This is a genomic window from Pseudomonas izuensis (genome assembly GCF_009861505.1).
Classification (GTDB): Bacteria; Pseudomonadota; Gammaproteobacteria; order Pseudomonadales; family Pseudomonadaceae; genus Aquipseudomonas; species Aquipseudomonas izuensis.
This window is the reverse complement of record NZ_WTFT01000022.1, coordinates 63668-80035: the sequence shown is the minus strand read 5'-3', so window position 1 is coordinate 80035 and position 16368 is coordinate 63668. Positions and strand designations below refer to the sequence as shown.

General features: G+C 57.6%; 16 protein-coding genes. 6 read left to right on the top strand and 10 right to left on the bottom strand.

Annotated features, from left to right (window positions below; all coding sequences use genetic code 11):
- Positions 1-1026 carry an Ldh family oxidoreductase gene (locus tag GPL81_RS19180; protein ID WP_178122613.1) on the top strand — a complete coding sequence of 342 codons (1026 nt, stop codon included), beginning with the start codon at positions 1-3 and terminating at the stop codon, positions 1024-1026.
- Positions 1027-1079: 53 nt separating this feature from the next.
- Entirely contained in the window at positions 1080-1520 is a 441-nt protein-coding gene (locus tag GPL81_RS19175) for a GNAT family N-acetyltransferase (RefSeq protein WP_160107982.1), read from the top strand.
- A gap of 23 nt (positions 1521-1543) precedes the next feature.
- Here the strand turns inward: GPL81_RS19175 and GPL81_RS19170 are convergent, their stop codons facing one another.
- Both GPL81_RS19170 and GPL81_RS19165 read right to left on the bottom strand, forming a co-directional pair.
- A complete protein-coding gene (locus tag GPL81_RS19170; protein ID WP_160107981.1) occupies positions 1544-2827 on the bottom strand; it encodes an NAD(P)/FAD-dependent oxidoreductase in 1284 nt (427 codons plus the stop codon).
- 118 nt (positions 2828-2945) lie between these two features.
- Positions 2946-3623 (bottom strand): GntR family transcriptional regulator, encoded by a 678-nt coding sequence (locus tag GPL81_RS19165; protein ID WP_246218948.1) that lies wholly within the window; start codon positions 3621-3623, stop codon positions 2946-2948.
- A gap of 437 nt (positions 3624-4060) precedes the next feature.
- Here GPL81_RS19165 and GPL81_RS19160 point away from each other — a divergent pair, with 437 nt between their 5' ends.
- The 3 genes from GPL81_RS19160 (at position 4061) to GPL81_RS19150 (ending at position 6489) form a co-directional block, all read left to right on the top strand.
- Entirely contained in the window at positions 4061-4321 is a 261-nt protein-coding gene (locus GPL81_RS19160; protein WP_281355066.1) for a tautomerase family protein, read from the top strand.
- Positions 4322-4406: 85 nt separating this feature from the next.
- On the top strand, positions 4407-5369 hold the full coding sequence (gene lhpI, locus GPL81_RS19155) for a bifunctional Delta(1)-pyrroline-2-carboxylate/Delta(1)-piperideine-2-carboxylate reductase (protein ID WP_160107979.1): 963 nt from the start codon (positions 4407-4409) through the stop codon (positions 5367-5369).
- Between the two features lie 85 nt (positions 5370-5454).
- Positions 5455-6489: a trans-3-hydroxy-L-proline dehydratase gene (locus GPL81_RS19150; RefSeq protein ID WP_160107978.1), complete on the top strand. Its 1035-nt coding sequence runs from the start codon at positions 5455-5457 to the stop codon at positions 6487-6489.
- A gap of 236 nt (positions 6490-6725) precedes the next feature.
- Here GPL81_RS19150 and GPL81_RS19145 read toward each other — a convergent pair whose 3' ends face one another.
- Both GPL81_RS19145 and GPL81_RS19140 read right to left on the bottom strand, forming a co-directional pair.
- Positions 6726-7508 (bottom strand): SDR family NAD(P)-dependent oxidoreductase, encoded by a 783-nt coding sequence (locus tag GPL81_RS19145; RefSeq protein WP_160107977.1) that lies wholly within the window; start codon positions 7506-7508, stop codon positions 6726-6728.
- Positions 7509-7629: 121 nt separating this feature from the next.
- Positions 7630-8550: a LysR family transcriptional regulator gene (locus tag GPL81_RS19140; RefSeq protein WP_160107976.1), complete on the bottom strand. Its 921-nt coding sequence runs from the start codon at positions 8548-8550 to the stop codon at positions 7630-7632.
- A 148-nt stretch (positions 8551-8698) separates the two neighbouring features.
- Here GPL81_RS19140 and GPL81_RS19135 point away from each other — a divergent pair, with 148 nt between their 5' ends.
- Positions 8699-9604, top strand: a complete 906-nt coding sequence (locus GPL81_RS19135) for an NAD-dependent epimerase/dehydratase family protein (protein WP_160107975.1) — start codon at positions 8699-8701, stop codon at positions 9602-9604.
- 201 nt (positions 9605-9805) lie between these two features.
- Here the strand turns inward: GPL81_RS19135 and GPL81_RS19130 are convergent, their stop codons facing one another.
- The 6 genes from GPL81_RS19130 to GPL81_RS19105 all read right to left on the bottom strand — a co-directional run bounded on the left by GPL81_RS19130 (position 9806) and on the right by GPL81_RS19105 (position 16359).
- Entirely contained in the window at positions 9806-10786 is a 981-nt protein-coding gene (locus tag GPL81_RS19130; RefSeq protein ID WP_160107974.1) for a transketolase family protein, read from the bottom strand.
- Positions 10787-10789: 3 nt separating this feature from the next.
- Positions 10790-11674, bottom strand: a complete 885-nt coding sequence (locus GPL81_RS19125; protein WP_160107973.1) for a transketolase — start codon at positions 11672-11674, stop codon at positions 10790-10792.
- A gap of 79 nt (positions 11675-11753) precedes the next feature.
- Positions 11754-12857: an LLM class flavin-dependent oxidoreductase gene (locus tag GPL81_RS19120; protein ID WP_160107972.1), complete on the bottom strand. Its 1104-nt coding sequence runs from the start codon at positions 12855-12857 to the stop codon at positions 11754-11756.
- A 201-nt stretch (positions 12858-13058) separates the two neighbouring features.
- Positions 13059-13856: an SDR family NAD(P)-dependent oxidoreductase gene (locus tag GPL81_RS19115; RefSeq protein WP_160107971.1), complete on the bottom strand. Its 798-nt coding sequence runs from the start codon at positions 13854-13856 to the stop codon at positions 13059-13061.
- Positions 13857-13885: 29 nt separating this feature from the next.
- Positions 13886-15385 (bottom strand): sugar ABC transporter ATP-binding protein, encoded by a 1500-nt coding sequence (locus GPL81_RS19110; protein WP_160107970.1) that lies wholly within the window; start codon positions 15383-15385, stop codon positions 13886-13888.
- Between the two features lie 23 nt (positions 15386-15408).
- Positions 15409-16359, bottom strand: coding sequence for a sugar ABC transporter substrate-binding protein (locus tag GPL81_RS19105; RefSeq protein WP_160107969.1), 951 nt, complete (start codon positions 16357-16359; stop codon positions 15409-15411).
- Positions 16360-16368 lie beyond the last annotated feature (9 nt).

The window sequence follows — 16368 nt, the reverse complement described above, 5'->3', positions numbered from 1 at the left end:
ATGACAGACGAACACCGCTTAGTGCGCATGGACTTCGACGAACTCACAGCGCTGCTGAAGGAAATCTTCATATGCCATGGGACGACTGCGTACGTCGCCAATATTCTGGCCGCCAATTGTGCAGGCTGCGAACAAGATGGCGCCCTTAGCCACGGCATCTTCCGCATGCCCGGTTATGCGGCCTCGTTGAAGAGCGGCTGGGTGGATGGGCAAGCTGAAGCCGAGGTGAACGTTGTCAGTCCCTCATTCATCCGCATCGATGCCCGGAACGGATTCGCACAACCAGCACTGGCCGCCTCCGCGAGTGCTATTGATGAAGCGATCGAACGCACTGGCGTGGTCGTCGTTGCCATTCGCAACTCCCATCACTTCAGTGCGCTCTGGCCGGACGTTGAACCGTTTGCCCGCAAAGGGCTTGTCGCTATCAGCTTCGTCAACGGTCTGGCCAATGTCGTCCCGCATGGTGGTCACACTGCGGTTTTCGGCACCAATCCGATTGCCTTTGCCATACCGGTAGCCAACGCCGATCCGCTAGTGGTGGATCAGGCAACCAGCGTCATGGCCAACGGTGAAGTCCGGCTTCATGCGCTCGACAACAAACCGCTCCCGCCCGGTGCCGGCGTCGACAGTTCAGGTGCCGCCACCACCGATCCCCATGCGGTGCTGGCCGGCGGAGCACTGAATACGTTCGGAGGGTACAAGGGCTCCTCGATTGCTCTCATGGTCGAACTGTTGGCAGGTGCATTGACCGGAGGGCAATTGTCGTTCGAAAACGATTTCGGCCATTGCGTTGGCGCGCAGACGCCGAAGGCCGGACAACTGTTGATCGTTATCGATCCGAATCGCGGCGGCTTAACCGACTTCAGCCAGCGTGCGGCGGTGCTCTGCAAGCAATTGATCGAAGCCGGTCAGGATCGCTTACCGGGTGAGCGTCGCTACAAGAACCGGCACGCCGCGCAAACCCTGGGTATTGCGCTTGCAGAAGACACACTGGCGGACCTGTTGCACCTGGTCACCAACGCGTGACCTTCACCACAAACACATTCAACCCACCTCACAAACACTATTCTGGAGCAGACATGAACAACCTATCGCGTGACACCGACAAGCTGAAATTCCATCGATCGCTGACCCCTTCACACATTGAGCAGTTGGTGGCGCTTTTTCAAACCGAATGGTGGACCAAGGGGCGCAACAAGGCAGACGTGGAAAAGATGCTGCAATCGGGTGGCCCGCTCTTCGCTTTTATCGACCCGCACAACGACGAACTCGTCGCATTCGCCCGGGCGATGACCGACGGCGTCTATAAAGCGATGATCTTCGACATCATCGTCAAGGAAACATGGCGCGGGACGGGCCTTGGCGGTGTGTTGATGAACACCGTGCTGAACGATCCAGCGCTGGTCGACATCAAGCACCGCGAACTCTACTGCCTGGATGACATGGTCCCTTTCTATGAGAAATGGGGCTTTGCCACAGCAGCAGCCGGCCTGAACTTCATGCGCAAGTCAGAGGGATAACCCGGGCGCCGGCCGTTTTCATGTCACAAGGAAAAACGCGTGGCGCTGAAGGGGGCCAGGTTTTGCGCAAGCGTGCGGCCGGCGACCATCTGTGCGATGAGTCGTCCGGTCGTGGCGCCCAATGTCAGGCCGAGCTGGCCATGACCGAACGCCAGGAACACATTCGATAACCGGGTACTACGATCGATCACCGGTTTGGTGTCGGGCAGGTACGGACGGTAGCCGACACCGTATTCGAGGTTGTCCAGTTGCAGGCGGGGAAGGATTTTTCGCGCCTTCTCAAGAATGATTTCGGCACGCTTGAAGTTCGGCTCGGCATTGGGCCGCGCAAACTCCATAGTGCCGCCGATTTGCAGGCCGCGGGTCATCGGGCTGACGCAAAACCCGCCATCGGGAAAGATCAGCGAGTGGTGTACAGCCACCTCCGGTGTCGGAAGAAGCACCTGATACCCGGCGATCCCGGCCAGTGGAATCTGTACGCCAAGCTGATCAAAAAACGCTCGCGAACCGACACCTGCCGCAATCACCACATGATCAGCGGCGTAACGCTCACCGTTGGCGAGTGAGACGCCGTTGGCATGATCGACCAACTCATCCAGCCTTTTGACCTGACCTCGCACCCGAACACCGCCCTGATCGATAAAGCTTTGCGTCAGCGCCGTAATGAAACCTTCGGTATCACTGACCGAGCGCCAGTCGGGGAACAGCAAGCCATGGCTGAATGCACCGGCCAACGACGGTTCGAGATCGGCTATCGCGGCGGCATCGAGTACTTCTGCCTTGAAACCCAGGGCCGTGCGAAACGCCAGATGGGGACGCTCCTGCTCAAGGCCGGCAGCGGACTCGAACAGCTTGATTACCGGACTTTCACGCAGCAGAGCCGGCTCGGTACAGGCCTGCAGCAATGGCGCGTAATCAGCGTGGACATGGTGAGTAAGGCTGGCAATGTCCTGGGCAATTTCCTCCGTTTTGGCCTGCCGGGCACACGCCAGAAACCTCAGGAACCACGGCAGCATGCCCGGCAGCGCGCTTGCTCTTAACGCCAGCGGCCCCTTCTGATCGAGCAGCCAACCCGGTATTTTCTGCATCACGCCCGGCCTTGAGAGTGGAATCACTTCGCCGATTGCCATCTGCCCGCAACTCCATTTGGCTGTGCTGTCACCCGCCGCCGCCGGGTCGATCAACATTACCGCATAGCCTTCCCTCTGCAGATACAGGGCGCAACAGATCCCGACGATACCCCCACCCACAACAACGACCCTTTCTGAAAACAGACGAGGGTGCTCAGAAGAATGAACAGGCGCCATGTGTCCCCCCTTAAGGCAGCATTAAATCGAGATATTTTAGGATATCGTATACACATATCACCAAAACCAATTCGCCGCAGCGAAGGCTACGGCGATGCACGGCGTGTAACGGTTGGATTTACTTACGGATATTGGTCAGCAGAGACTCGCAGGCCTTGGTGATGTGCTGACGCAGCAACTCGGCGGCTTCATCGGCATCGCCCTTGCGGCACGCTGCGAGGATTTGCCGATGTTCGCGATCATCAACCCCTGTACCACCGGAAAGCGTCAGCTGAATTCTCAAGTAGCGCTCAATACGGTCATTGACCGAGCGGATGAGGTTCATCAGGAATGGTCGATTGGCATCCTCGTACAGACAGGAATGAAACTGCCAGTTGAGTTCTGCCCAGCGTGCAACATTCGTCTCTTGGGCGAATTCGTCACAATACTGCTCGGCTCTCTTGAAGGTTGCTTCGGTCATCAACGGCACGGACAGTTTCAGTGCGCTGGACTCCAGCATCGCCCGGACTTCGAAGATCTGCGCAATTTCCGGCTCTGAAATGCTTTTGACAACGGCGCCGCGGTTGCGTTGAAACTCGACCAGGCCCTCGGCTTCGAGCCGTTTCAGAGCCTCGCGCACCGGGATTTTGCTGACATCGAAAAGTTTGGCGACGTCGTCCTGGCGAATCGGTTCGCCTTCGTCGAAGTCGCCAGTGATGATCGCCTCGCGAATGTGATTGGCGATGATGTCGGACGCCGTTGGCGCTGAGCCAAGTGAAGGCAGATCTGCAGGACTTAGAGGCAATTTGAACTCCATGTGTGCAATCGGGAAGCTACGATCGAATAACGTATTCTATATCAGATCACAGCTTACCATCGGCCGGTCTGTCAGGTGATTCAGCCTTGCCTGGGTGGCTGACGCTACCCATCAGCCCCTAAAAACTCGTTGACACCATACTTAACGTATACGATATTCAATCTAGAGTTTGACTCATCCGGTGTCAAGCGGCTAACGGCAGCATTTGCGCTGCACCTCTACCTATAAAAACAACAGGAGAAGCCCTGCATGCAAAACCCAAAAAAAAACGTAGGCGACAAATCGCAGACATACAGAGGCACTGACGAAGTCGACGGCCATCAGAAGCGCGCACTGAAAACTGGCAGGCGTGACGACGTCAGATCCGTTGTCCACGACCTGATGTGGGTAGCGACCACCAATGAGTACATGCTGATTCTTTGATACGGGTCTGACACATCCGCGCCTTTGAAGCTCGCGACTCGAATACTCAGGAGAACCCTGGAATGCCAATTGTAAGAATTGAAATGCTCACCGGACGGCAGGATGAAAAAAAACACCAACTGGCGCGTGAGATTACTGCTGCCTTCGCCAGAGTCCTTGGCTCTGCGCCCAAGGACGTGACCATTACCTTCACGGATGTGGCGGCTTCTGACTGGGTGATTGCCGGCGAGCCACTGGGTGCTTCAGCGACGATTTGCCCGCCGCCCCAACGCTGAAAGCAATCATCGAATGGCAGCCACGATTGCTGGCAGCAATCGCGCAAGCACTGCATTTTCCCTCCTCCAATGTCGAGTGTTTCTCATGTATTTGAATGCCCAACAACTGGCCGACGCACTGCCTTGGGACGCGTTGATGGATGCGTTGTCCGATATCTTCACGCGCACCGTGCACTCCCCTGTACGTCACCACCACAAAATCGAAGTTCCAGGCGACCCCACCGCCATGTTGCTGCTGATGCCGGCCTGGATCGAAGGTGAATACCTGGGGGTCAAGCAAGTCACCGTGTTCCCCGGCAACAATGCCAAAGGCCAGCCAGGTCTCAGCAGCCACTACCTCCTGAGCTGCGCAAAAACCGGTTTGCCGCTGGGTCAGTTTGACGGCAACGAACTGACAGCCCGTCGCACCGCCGCCGCTTCAGCCCTGGCCTCACGTTATCTGTCACGTGCCAATTCGAAACGCTTGCTGATGGTTGGGGCTGGGCGCATGGGCCGTTATCTGGTCAGTGCTCACCGCTCGGTTCGCGATCTGGAAGAGGTGCTGGTTTATGACCGCAACATCGAAGCAGCAAGAGCATTCGCCAACGACCTGCGCGCCCAGGGACTCCAGGCGCAGGCGGTGACACTCCAGGAACTGCCCACTGCCGCCGCGGTTGCCGACATCATCAGCTGCGCGACGTTGGCCACCGAACCGGTGATCAAGGGTCAATGGTTGCAGCCGGGGGTGCATCTGGATCTGGTCGGCAGCTTCACACCGACCATGCGCGAAGTGGACGACGACGTCGCGGCAAGCTGCAACATTTTCGTCGACACCCGCGAAGGCGCTCTCGCAGAGACCGGTGACCTGATCCAGCCGATTCGCAACGGCGTCATCACCGAATCCGATGTCATCGCCGAGTTCAGCGAACTGTGTGCTGACAAACATGCCGGCCGTTCTGCCCTGAAGGATCCTGCCCAGGCCATGACGATGTTCAAATCGGTTGGCGCATCGGTTGAAGACCTTGCGGCAGCAATTCTGGCTTATCAGCGGACTTCGTCTTGCGATTAACAACCGCCATGGCAGCCGCTTTCAATTTTTGTGTTTTCAATACTGCCTGGGCGGCATGCGCCCATGAGTTCCCGGAGGAAATATCATGCGATCATCCAAAGTCATCCATGTCGTCAGTTGCCATGCTGCCGGTGAAGTGGGCGACGTCATTGTCGGCGGCGTCGCGCCCCCTCCTGGGGAAACCATTTGGGATCAGCGCCAGTTCATCGAAACCGATCAAACCCTGCGCAACTTTGTCTTGAACGAACCCCGCGGTGGGGTGTTCCGGCATGTCAATTTGCTGGTGCCTCCCAAGCATCCGAAGGCGCACATCGGCTGGATCATCATGGAGCCGTGCGACACGCCGCCCATGTCCGGTTCCAACTCCATGTGTGTGGCGACCGTACTGCTGGAGACCGGCATCATTCCCATGGTCGAACCGCAAACCCGCATGTTCCTTGAACCGCCAGGAGGATTGATCGAGGTGGTTGCGACCTGTCGCAATGGTAAGGCAGAGCGCATCAGCGTGCGTAACGTACCGTCGTTTGCCGATAAGCTCGACGTCACTATCGAAGTACCGGGCATCGGCACTCTACTGGTCGATACGGCCTATGGCGGTGACAGCTTCGTCATCACCGACGCCAAAAAACTGGGTTTCTCCCTCACCCCTGACGAGGCGCGGGAAATCGCCGATTACGGCATGAAAATCACTCAGGCGGCAAACGAGCAATTAGGCTTCGCACATCCTGAAAACCCGGACTGGAACCATATTTCCTTTTGCCAGATCGCTAATCCGGTTGAAATGAAAAACGGAGTGCTGACAGCAGCCAATGCTGTCGCTATCCGTCCCGGGAAGGTCGATCGCTCCCCTTGCGGTACGGGTTGTTCCGCGCGAATGGCGGTGTTGCTTGCCAAGGGCCGGATGAAGGTAGGTGACCGCTTTATTGGTAAGTCGATCCTTGGCACCGAATTCGACTGTCGCATTGATTCTGAATTGCGGGTGGGCGACCGGCCTGGCATAAGCCCAATCATCTCCGGGCAAGCCTGGATTACCGGAACACATCAACATACGCTCGATCCGTCAGACCCCTTCCCCGCAGGCTATCGCCTGTCCGACACCTGGCCTGTGGAAGGTCGGTGACAGGACCTCGTTCGAATACTCCCACGAATTCGCACCTACGGTGAACATGGCGAAAAGGCGGGTGAAGGGGTATTCCCTTCCACAACGCCAAGTACGATTTCAACGGCAATGTAACGACCACCGGTGCGCATTATTTCGCTGAGGTGGCCCGGACTGCCCTGTATGCGGAATAGGCAAGAAGAGGACAGCACTGTGAAGTGCTGTCCTTTCGCAAGGGCGTGAGAGCGGGTACCGCTTTAAAGTATCGACCGTATGGTTCCACCTTCAATGCGCATGGCCATGCCGTTGAGCGCCGGCGAAGCTGCCAGGTGCAGGACGCTGCAGGCCACCTCTTCGGGCTCGATCATGCGTCTGATCAGGGATGTCGGCTCGGTTTCGTCAAAATAATCGTGTACCACCTGTTGTGCCGAGATGCCCTTCTCTTCCGCGATTTCCCGGTGATAACGCTTGACCGCCTCGGTGTAGGTCGGCCCGGGCAGTATCGAGTTGACGCGCACCGCTGTGCCTTTGGTCAACTCAGCCAGGGCCCTGGAAATACCCAGCAGACAGGTTTTCATCGCGCCGTAGTGAACCATCCACGGCTGAGGCTTTACGGCGGATTCACTGCTGATAAAGACGATCGACCCGTGCCCGCGATTGAGCATATCCCTCATGACAAGGCGAGTCATGCGCACACCGCTCATGACATTGACATTGAAGTAATGAAACCACTGGGCATCGTCCGTTTCGAAAAAGTCCCTGACCTCGAATATCCCGACATTATTGATCAGGAAGTCAATCGGGCCGGACGCCTGGGCCATCTTGACCAGGCACTCCGCCGCCCCGTCCTGTGTCAGATCGGCAACCAGGCCCTGACAGGAGTCGCCCAGTTCTTCAACCACCGCATTCACTTCGTCTGCCAATAGCCCGCTAATGACAACCTTTGCACCTTCGAGAATGAAGCGTTGGGCGATGGCCTTGCCAATGCCTGTCGCCCCGCCTGTGATGAGTGCGGTTTTGCCAGTCAGTTGATAATCCATGAAAGCTGCCTTGTTTGTTGTTATGCGCAAAATCTTGCCCCAGGCTCGGGCTGAAGTCTTTCAAGGGTTGCAGAAGACTGCTTTAACAAAACTCTGAAAATGGGTGCTTGACCTGCCGTCATTAAGGTTTGAGATGCGGGCCAATCCTTTCCAACAGAAAATCAATAAAAACCCTGACGCGATGGGGCAATTGCTGTCCAGGGCCGATAAACACCGCATGAATGGCCTCGGTTTCACCGCTGTTGAATTGCTCCAGCAGCGGCATCAAACGCCCGGACTCGATATCGGCATTGATATGGAAGCTCGCGAGTCGAGCGATACCCAATCCAGCCAGCGCAGACTGGCGAATGCTCTCGCCATCACTGAGCAAGGCATTGCCTTTGGGTTCAATCTCGATGCGCTGGCCTTCGGCATCGCGATAAACCCAGGCCTGCGAATGACGATGAAAACCAAAGCTCAGCCGATTATGTCGCTGCAGGTCATCCAGGGTTTTCGGCTGACCGTATCGTGCGATGTACGCCGGTGAAGCCACCGTGATCATTCGGCTTTCACCCAGTCGACGCTGGACCAGGCTCGATTCCTTCATCGGGCCGGTACGTATCGCGACATCCGCGCGTCGTTCCAGTAGATCCACAACGGTATCGGTCAGCTCCACGTTCAGGGTGATGTCCGGGTAAGCCGCCAGAAAATCAGGCAATTGCGGTAGCAGGCAATGCAGGCCAAAAGGAAGGTTGGCATTGACCTGAATCAGCCCGCTAGGTTTGGCTACATTGGCAATATCACGCTCGGCAGAGTCAATCAGCTCGAGAATCCGCAGGCATTCATTGTTGAAACGCTCGCCCTCGGCCGTGAGCTCCAGGCGTCGGGTGGAGCGATGAAGTAAACGCGCACCCAGTCGCGTTTCCAAACGGGCGATCAGCTTGCTCACCGCCGAGGGTGACATGTCCAGACGCCGGGCGGCCTCGGAGAAGGTGCCGGCATTGACGACTCGGGTGAACACTTCCATTTCGCCGGAGCGGTTGATGTCTTTGAGATTTAGCATGAACTGTATTCACAGATACTTGTAGTTAGAGCAGTCTAGCTCACAAACGGACCCCATCGTATCGTGAAGAGATTCCTTAACCAGGAATGACCGCGCCTTTGTTTCAAGTAAAGGCCGGGCAAACTCAAGATGCGAAGGAGACAGAACATTGAAAATTTTCGTTACCGGTGTGACCGGTTACATCGGCGGTTCGGTTGCCAAATACCTGGTAGATGCGGGGCATGAAGTCAGTGGTCTGCTGCGTAACCCGGAACAGCGCAGTGCGCTACTGGCGCTGGGTATCACCCCTGTGCTCGGCACCCTGGATGACGCTTTTATTCTCAGCGAACAGGCACGTGCTGCCGACGCGGTCGTGAATGCGGCCAATTCGGATCACCTGGCTTCGGTACAAACCTTTATCAGCGCTCTGAGCGGCAGCGGAAAAGTACTGCTGCACACCTCAGGCTCAAGTGTTGTGGGTGACGATGCTCGCGGTTCTTATGAACGTGCCGAGATCTTCACCGACGAGACGCCATTCACACCCATGGACATCCGCAAGGATCGGGTCCACATCAACCAGATCGTGCGGCGCGCAGGTGTCGAACACGGTATTCGTAGCATCGTGTTTTGCCCGACCATGATTTACGGTGAATCATTGGGGTTGCCGGCAAAAAGCGATCAACTGCCCAAGCTGTTTGCGCAATCGCGAAAATATGGCGCCGGGGCCTACATGGGGGCCGGGGTGCATCGCTGGTCCAACGTGCACATCGAAGATCTGGCAGAGCTTTATCGCCTTGCAATCGAAAAGGCCCCATCGGCCTCGTTGTTCTTCGCCGAGAACGGCGAAGCATCGTTCCTCGAAATCGCTACGTCCATCAGCAAATCCCTTGGCTTTGGCGGCGAGATTCAAAGCTGGCCGGCTGATGAAGCCATCGCCAAGCTAGGAGATTGGGCGCGCTTTGCCATCGGTTCCAACAGCCGCGTGCGGGCAGTCAATGCGCGCACGCTGCTCGGCTGGAAGCCCAAGCGCGAATCGATTTTGCAGTGGATCGAAAACAGCGGAGTACAATGGTAATACCCACTGACTGTCGAGATTCTGAAAGCTCACTTCGGTGAGCTTTTTCATGCGCTGGCGAATGCTCTCTTCCAGGCAAATCACACCCATAAAAAAACGTGCAACCAGGGTCATCGTCAATGAAGACCCTCGCTGCACGTCAGGCCCATTGAGCCTAAAGGGGAAAACCGTCAGTCAAACGCCTTCGCCCGATATCAAGGCTTAGGCCAACACCTCCCGCGCTACGCTTTCGATACCCGCCGCATCCAGCCGGTAATGCCGATAGAGGTGAGTCGGCGGCGCAATAAGACTGTACTCGTCGTAAATACCATGGCGTCGCACTTTCACCCCAATACCCTCCTCCGCGATCACTTCACACACAGCGCCACCCAGACCGCCAATGATGTTGTGTTCTTCAACGGTAAGAATGGATCGGCTGTTGCGCGCGGCGGTCAGCACCGCTTCACGATCCAATGGCTTGATGGTGGTCATATCGATCACGCCTACCGAACGCCCGGCGGCATTCAAGGCTCGCGCCGCTTCAAGTGCCGGATGAACTGTTGAGCCGGTCGCGATGATGGTCAGTTCATCGCCGGTCAGGTGCACGGTTGCCTTGCCGAAGACAAAGTCCGGAACGGTTTCGTACACCACCGGATCACGCCCGCGCTGGATGCGAAAGTAGATCGGTTGCGGGTAGTTTGCCGAAGCGAGTATCGCAGCCTTGAGTTGATTCCCATCGGCTGGAGCAACCACCGTGATATCGGCAATCGAACGCATGATCGCCAGGTCTTCGGTGGCGTGGTGCGAGGTGCCGTAGAAGCCCAGGGAAATCCCGGCATGATGGCCGATCAGGCGCACCGGCAAGGCTGAGTACGCCACGTCCATCCGGATCTGCTCGCAGCACAGCAATGGCAGAAAGGATGCAAAGGTCGCCACGAACGGCTTCATGCCCACCGCCGCCATCCCGGCCGCGGCAGACACCATGTTCTGTTCGGAAATACCGAACTGCACGAATTTTTCCGGGTGCAATTCGGCGAACTTTGACAGGCCGTTGGAGTATTGCAGGTCAGCGGTACCGGCAACGATCGGTTCGCCCCGTTCGACCAGTTCTATCAGGGCATCCGACAAGGCATTCAAGCTCGGCGTCTGGCTGTTCAGTTCCCGGTATTGCCAGGAGTTGTTCGACAGAGGTGCGGTATTCATGAGTTAGATCACCTTGCTTTTGATTTCGTCGATAGCACGTTGCGCATCTTCGGGATCGAGATACCCCAGGTGCCAACCCGGCTCGGTCTCCATGTAGGAAACCCCTTTGCCCTTCACCGTATTGGCGATGACGCACACCGGCTGCGTGCGCGTCGTGTCGGCCTTGAGGCGACGCAACAGGCTCGTGACCGCGGCCAGATCATGGCCATTCACCACGTGGGTCTCCCAACCGAACGCAATCCACTTATCCGCCAACGGCTCGATACCGATGACGTCATCGACATTACCGTCGAGCTGAAAGCCATTGCGATCGATGATTGCCACCAGGTTTGCGGTTTTATGGTGGGCCGCCGACAGCGCCGCTTCCCACACTTGCCCTTCCTGCATTTCCCCGTCGCCGAGCATCACGTAAGTGGTGAACGTCTTGCCCAGCATCCGCCCGGCCAGGGCCATGCCCAAGCCGCCGGACAGGGCATGACCTATGGAGCCGGAGGAGAAATCCACACCGGGGACTTTGCGCATATCAGGATGGTCGCCCAGGGGATTGCCCAGGCGCGTGTAGTTGTCGAGGATTTCTTTCGCGAAGAAGCCCCACTCCACTAACACTGGAAACAACCCGACGGCCGCATGCCCCTTACCCATCATGAAACGATCGCGGTCGGGCCATTTCGGTTCGGCGAATCGCAAGTCCATTACGTCGTAATACAATGCGGCGAACAACTCGGCCGCGGAGAACACCGACGTGTAGTGGCCGACCTTGGCGATCTCGATCAGCCGGATGGTTTCCAGGCGAATGAACTGGGCTTTTTCCCGCAGACGAGTCAACTCTTTCGCGGTCAGTTCAAAAGCGTGATCCGCGTTGTCGCGGAAATCTGTCAAATCAGTCATATGTAGTGTCCAGGCGCGTTACCAGAGTTTCGGCCGCATCCGTGATGCGGCCGCACATAAGCCCTGCGCAATCGGGCGATTACTGCGCTTTCAAACGTGGCGTCATGTAGTCGTTGAGGCGCGGCATGACCTGTTGCGCAGTCAGTTGCATCGAGCGCCGCCACAGCGCTTCGTCATCCCACTCGTGGAAAGTGGTCATCAACGTGCCGAACGGCCCGGTCTGCTCACTGAACGCCACCAGTTGCTCGGTGACGGAGTTCACGTCGCCGTAAATCACCATTTCCTTGATGCAGTGGTCGACCGTCACTTCCTCGTCGGTCATGTCGGGGCGGGTCTTGAAGATCTTGGTGTAGTGGTTGGTGGCCAGGTTATCGATCATGTAGTCGAAGTAGCGCCGCAGCGTGCAGCTCTCTTGCGCCAGATAGTCCTCGGCCTGGGCCTGGGAGTCGGCAACGAATACCGAACGGGCCACGCGCCAATTATTGGCATCGGCCTTGATCCCGGCACTTTCCGCGCCCTGGCAGTAAGCCTGCCAATGGGAAGCCACTGTTGCCGTCGGGTTGAAGTTGGCGGACATCAGGTCCCAATTCTTGGCACCCGCAAGTTTTGCGGTGCCGGAAAACGGACTCATGGCCGTGGTTGCCACCCGCGGAAACGGTTTCTGGAATGGCGTCGGCATGTAGCCGATTTCCAGTTCGTGGTGCACCGCATCCTTGAGGCTGACCTGGTAGTGCTGCGAGGAAAAATCATAGGGCGCGCCCGAGTTCCAGATCGCACGGATCATCTCGTAGCACTCCACCATCATCTGCCCACGGTCCTTGCCGTTGCTGCCGTACACCTCGAAGTCGGAAGCCAGTCCACCCGGGCCGATACCCATGATGAAACGCCCCTTGGACATGTGGTCGAACATCGCGGCATCGGCGGCGATTCGAGCCGGGAAATGGTGCGGAAGATTCAGCACTCCGGTGCACAGTTTCATGCGTTGGGTCAGCGGAATCAGGGTGGATAGAAATTGCAGCGCATTGGTTATCGGCTCGGTGCGCTGTGACGTATGTTCACCGACCCAAAGCTCATCAAAACCGACGCTGTCGGCATGGACAGCACACGCGATGTCCTGATCGTACATCTCGTGATAGTCCCAGCCCTTGTGATGAAGTGGCTGCATGAACATGGCGAGTTTCATGTCGTTCTCCTGCTGTTTTCAGTGACCGGTGCGCTGCGAAACTGTTTCGCTGCACACCGTTTTCATGACGAGCGCTCGTTTCGCAGGCGTGCCAGTGCCCGCGCTGCAAGTCGCAACGTTCAAGGAATGGGTTAAATATCCGGGGCAAGTGACGCGTTACATCAGCGCGTGCAACTCACCCTCAAATGCTTTGTTTGCGATTCAACTTCCGTGCAGCAACCAGCCGCCGTCCACCAGCAAGTCGATGCCTGTCACATAGGATGAAAGCGGCGAAACCAGGAACAGCACCGCATCGGCGATCTCCCAGGGTTCGGCCGCCCGACTTAGGCCGATGTTGCCCAGCACGTTGTTCTGCCGGTGCTGCTCAAGCAGCTCCGGCTCCAGGTTGCCCGGTGTCGCGGTCAAGCCTGGCGAGATCGAATTGACCCGAATGTTGAAGACACTCAAGTCCTTCGCCAGGCTTCGGGTCATGGCCAGTACCGCGCCCTTGGAGGCGTCATAGGTGCAGTGATTGGCCATGGGACGATGACCGCAGATCGACGACAGATTGACGATCGCCCCGGCGCTTCTTTGCCGGCGCATCTGTCGTTGTGCGGCCTGAGCACCCAGAAACACAGCGCGCGTGTTGATCGCGTGCAGTCCGTCCCAGAAACCCGCATCGACGTCATCAATCGCCTTGAGCGGGTAGACACCGGCGTTATTGATCCAGATATCCAGGCCACCGAAACGCTCGACCGCGATGTCCGCCAGCCGCTGAATGTCACCCGGACGACTGACATCGGTGACCTCGAATGCCACGGCATAACCCGCCTCCATCAATTCCTCGCTACGCTCCAGCGCCAGGCTGCCTATCAGTACATTGGCCCCTGCTTCGGCCAGTCGCCGACTGATGGCGAAACCGATGCCGCTGCTGCCACCAGTGACGACCGCGGTTTTTCCGGACAAATCCAATAGCTCGGCAAAGGGTCGATACGGCATTGCCTGGTATGGGGCCGACATGTTTGAACCTCCTCGATTAGCGCCCGTCATCAAGCGGTCGCCAGGGTCATGATGCTGTCGGGGGCAATCTGCGGCCGATGCAGGATGCCTTGGGAACAGCCGCGCGCCATGACCATCACCCGATGGGACAAACCGACGACCTCCTCCAGGTCGGAACTCACGACAATCACCGACACCCCGGTTTTAGCCAGATTGATGATCAGCTCGTAAATCGCCGCGCGCGCGCCCATGTCGATGCCCCGCGTTGGCTCATCGAGAATGATGACTTTCGGATTACGCGCGATCCATTTGGCGATCACCACTTTCTGTTGGTTGCCGCCGGACAACTTGTCGAGCACCTGCCCCGCTACGCCCTTGATCCCCAGTGTCGCAATGCGTTCGCGAGCAAATGCCGCTACTCGGTGATTGGCAATGACGCCGCAAGAGCTGAGGCTATCCAGATTGCAGTAGGCCAGGTTCTCGGCAATCGTCTGGCTCAACACCACGCCTTCGGATTTACGGTCCTCCGGGATCAGTACGACACCGGCATGGATCGCTGCCAACACGTTATTGGCCGGCAGTGATCGATCCCCCAGCATCACCCTGCCCTGGCTCAATGTACTCAACCCGGCTATCGCCTGAACCAGCTCCGTTCGACCGGCGCCGACGATGCCGGCAATGCCAAAAATCTCCCCGGCCTTCACTGAAAAAGACACATCGTGAAAGCGCCCTGCCTTATCCGACAGCTGCTCGACGCTCAATACCACCGCATCCCCAAGGGCCGGCAACTCTGGAAACAGGCGGTCGATCGGGCGCCCGACCATTTGCGACACCAGGACGCCGACATCGGCCGTGCCACTGTCGTGACGTGCGATCAAATGACCATCACGCATGACCACAACCTTATCGGCGATCCGGGCGATCTCGTCCATGCGATGACTGATGTAGATGAAGGACACCCCCTCCTTCTTCAGTTCTTCGATCTGATTGAACAACAGGTCGGTTTCGTCCTTGCCCAGCGCAGCGGTCGGCTCGTCGAGAATCAACAAGCGCGAATTGAGCGTCAGGGCCCGGGCGATTTCCACCAGCTGCTGGGCGGCGATTTTCAGTTGCCGAACCGGCGTATCCGGCGAGATATCCAGACCCAGGCGCCGCAGTTGCTCCTCTGTTTCACGGAACATTGCCTTACGGTCGATGATGCCGTCGCGGGTCGGCAGATGACCGAGGAAAACGTTCTCCGCCACGCTCAAGTCAGGCAGCAGGTGGACTTCCTGATGGATCATATTAATCCCCAGCGCCATGGCGGCTCCCGGCCCGGTTGGGGCATAGGGTTCACCGGCCAGGAACATCATGCCTTTGGACGGCGTCAGGGCGCCGGCGACGATGGAGGAAAAGGTCGATTTTCCCGCGCCGTTTTCCCCCAGCAACGCCACCACTTCTCCGTAGCCGATATCGAGGCTGATATCTTCCAGCACCCTGACCGAGTTGAATGACTTGCCGATGTTGCTCGCACGGAACAACGGCTCCCCGGCGGTATTGATCTCACTCATGACGGGCCCTCCCTTCACCGATCTCAAGGATGCTGCTCAAGGAAGGTTGCTGCGTTTTCCCGGGTAGTGACGAAGGCTGGCAACAGCTGAGTCTTGGTCACCTGTTTGCCTTGCTGCAGATCGACGGCGGTACGCAATGCGGTACGCCCCATTTCCACGGCTTGTTGCGTGATGGTCATGTCCAGTTTTCCATCGCGAATCGCTTCCAGGGCAGATGGCAAACCGTCATAACCGAACACCCAGACCTTGTGATCGATGTTGGCCACCTTTACCGCCTGAGCCGCACCGAGCGCCGGCGCATCGGAGCGACCGATGAACACGTTGATCTTCGGGTTCTTTTGCAGCATGTCCTGGGCGACCTTGAAGCCATTGTCCTGCAGCCAGTCAGTCGGTTTGCGGTCGATGACCTTCATCCCCGGAGCCTCGGACAACACCGCATCCAGGCCTTTGGCCCGAGCTACTTCAGTGGAGTCGCCAAGCGTCCCTTGCAGCAGGCCGATTTCAGCCTTGCCACCCGTCAACTTGATCATTTGCCGGGCCAGTTCGCCCGCGGCGGCCAGGTTGTCGGTAGAGATGTAGGCATCGCATTCGACGTTTTTCGGAAAGTTGTCAATGCAGATCACCGGCACACCCTGCTGTCGCGCCAGGCGCACAGGCACGGCCGAAGCGGCGCTACCGGTCGCGGTGTAAAGCAGTACGTCGATTCCTTTGCTCAACATGTCCTGAATCTGACTGACCTGTCGCGCGGGATCGGCCTGGGCATCAGCCACCAGTACATTCTTGATGCCGAGGGTCTTGGCCTGTTCCATGACGCCATCCCGGACCATCAGGTAGAACACCCATTGCAGGCTCGGGATCGACATCCCGACCGTGATTTCGTCCGTAGGTTTGCCTTGTGCGTAAGCACCGGCCGACATCAGGCAGCCCAGCAATGGCAGCCACAGAAAGCGAAGCGAAAAAGCAGACAGGTTCATGTTTTTTAC

Coding starts and splice junctions, on each gene's coding strand:
- GPL81_RS19150 (WP_160107978.1), top strand. CDS start 5,455: ATGCGATCATCCAAAGTCATCCATGTCGTCAGTTGCCATGCTGCCGGT.
- GPL81_RS19110 (WP_160107970.1), bottom strand. CDS start 15,385: ATGAGTGAGATCAATACCGCCGGGGAGCCGTTGTTCCGTGCGAGCAAC.
- GPL81_RS19130 (WP_160107974.1), bottom strand. CDS start 10,786: ATGAATACCGCACCTCTGTCGAACAACTCCTGGCAATACCGGGAACTG.
- GPL81_RS19165 (WP_246218948.1), bottom strand. CDS start 3,623: ATGGAGTTCAAATTGCCTCTAAGTCCTGCAGATCTGCCTTCACTTGGC.
- GPL81_RS19140 (WP_160107976.1), bottom strand. CDS start 8,550: ATGCTAAATCTCAAAGACATCAACCGCTCCGGCGAAATGGAAGTGTTC.
- GPL81_RS19170 (WP_160107981.1), bottom strand. CDS start 2,827: ATGGCGCCTGTTCATTCTTCTGAGCACCCTCGTCTGTTTTCAGAAAGG.
- GPL81_RS19145 (WP_160107977.1), bottom strand. CDS start 7,508: ATGGATTATCAACTGACTGGCAAAACCGCACTCATCACAGGCGGGGCG.
- lhpI (WP_160107979.1), top strand. CDS start 4,407: ATGTATTTGAATGCCCAACAACTGGCCGACGCACTGCCTTGGGACGCG.
- GPL81_RS19175 (WP_160107982.1), top strand. CDS start 1,080: ATGAACAACCTATCGCGTGACACCGACAAGCTGAAATTCCATCGATCG.
- GPL81_RS19115 (WP_160107971.1), bottom strand. CDS start 13,856: ATGTCGGCCCCATACCAGGCAATGCCGTATCGACCCTTTGCCGAGCTA.
- GPL81_RS19125 (WP_160107973.1), bottom strand. CDS start 11,674: ATGACTGATTTGACAGATTTCCGCGACAACGCGGATCACGCTTTTGAA.
- GPL81_RS19120 (WP_160107972.1), bottom strand. CDS start 12,857: ATGAAACTCGCCATGTTCATGCAGCCACTTCATCACAAGGGCTGGGAC.
- GPL81_RS19180 (WP_178122613.1), top strand. CDS start 1: ATGACAGACGAACACCGCTTAGTGCGCATGGACTTCGACGAACTCACA.
- GPL81_RS19105 (WP_160107969.1), bottom strand. CDS start 16,359: ATGAACCTGTCTGCTTTTTCGCTTCGCTTTCTGTGGCTGCCATTGCTG.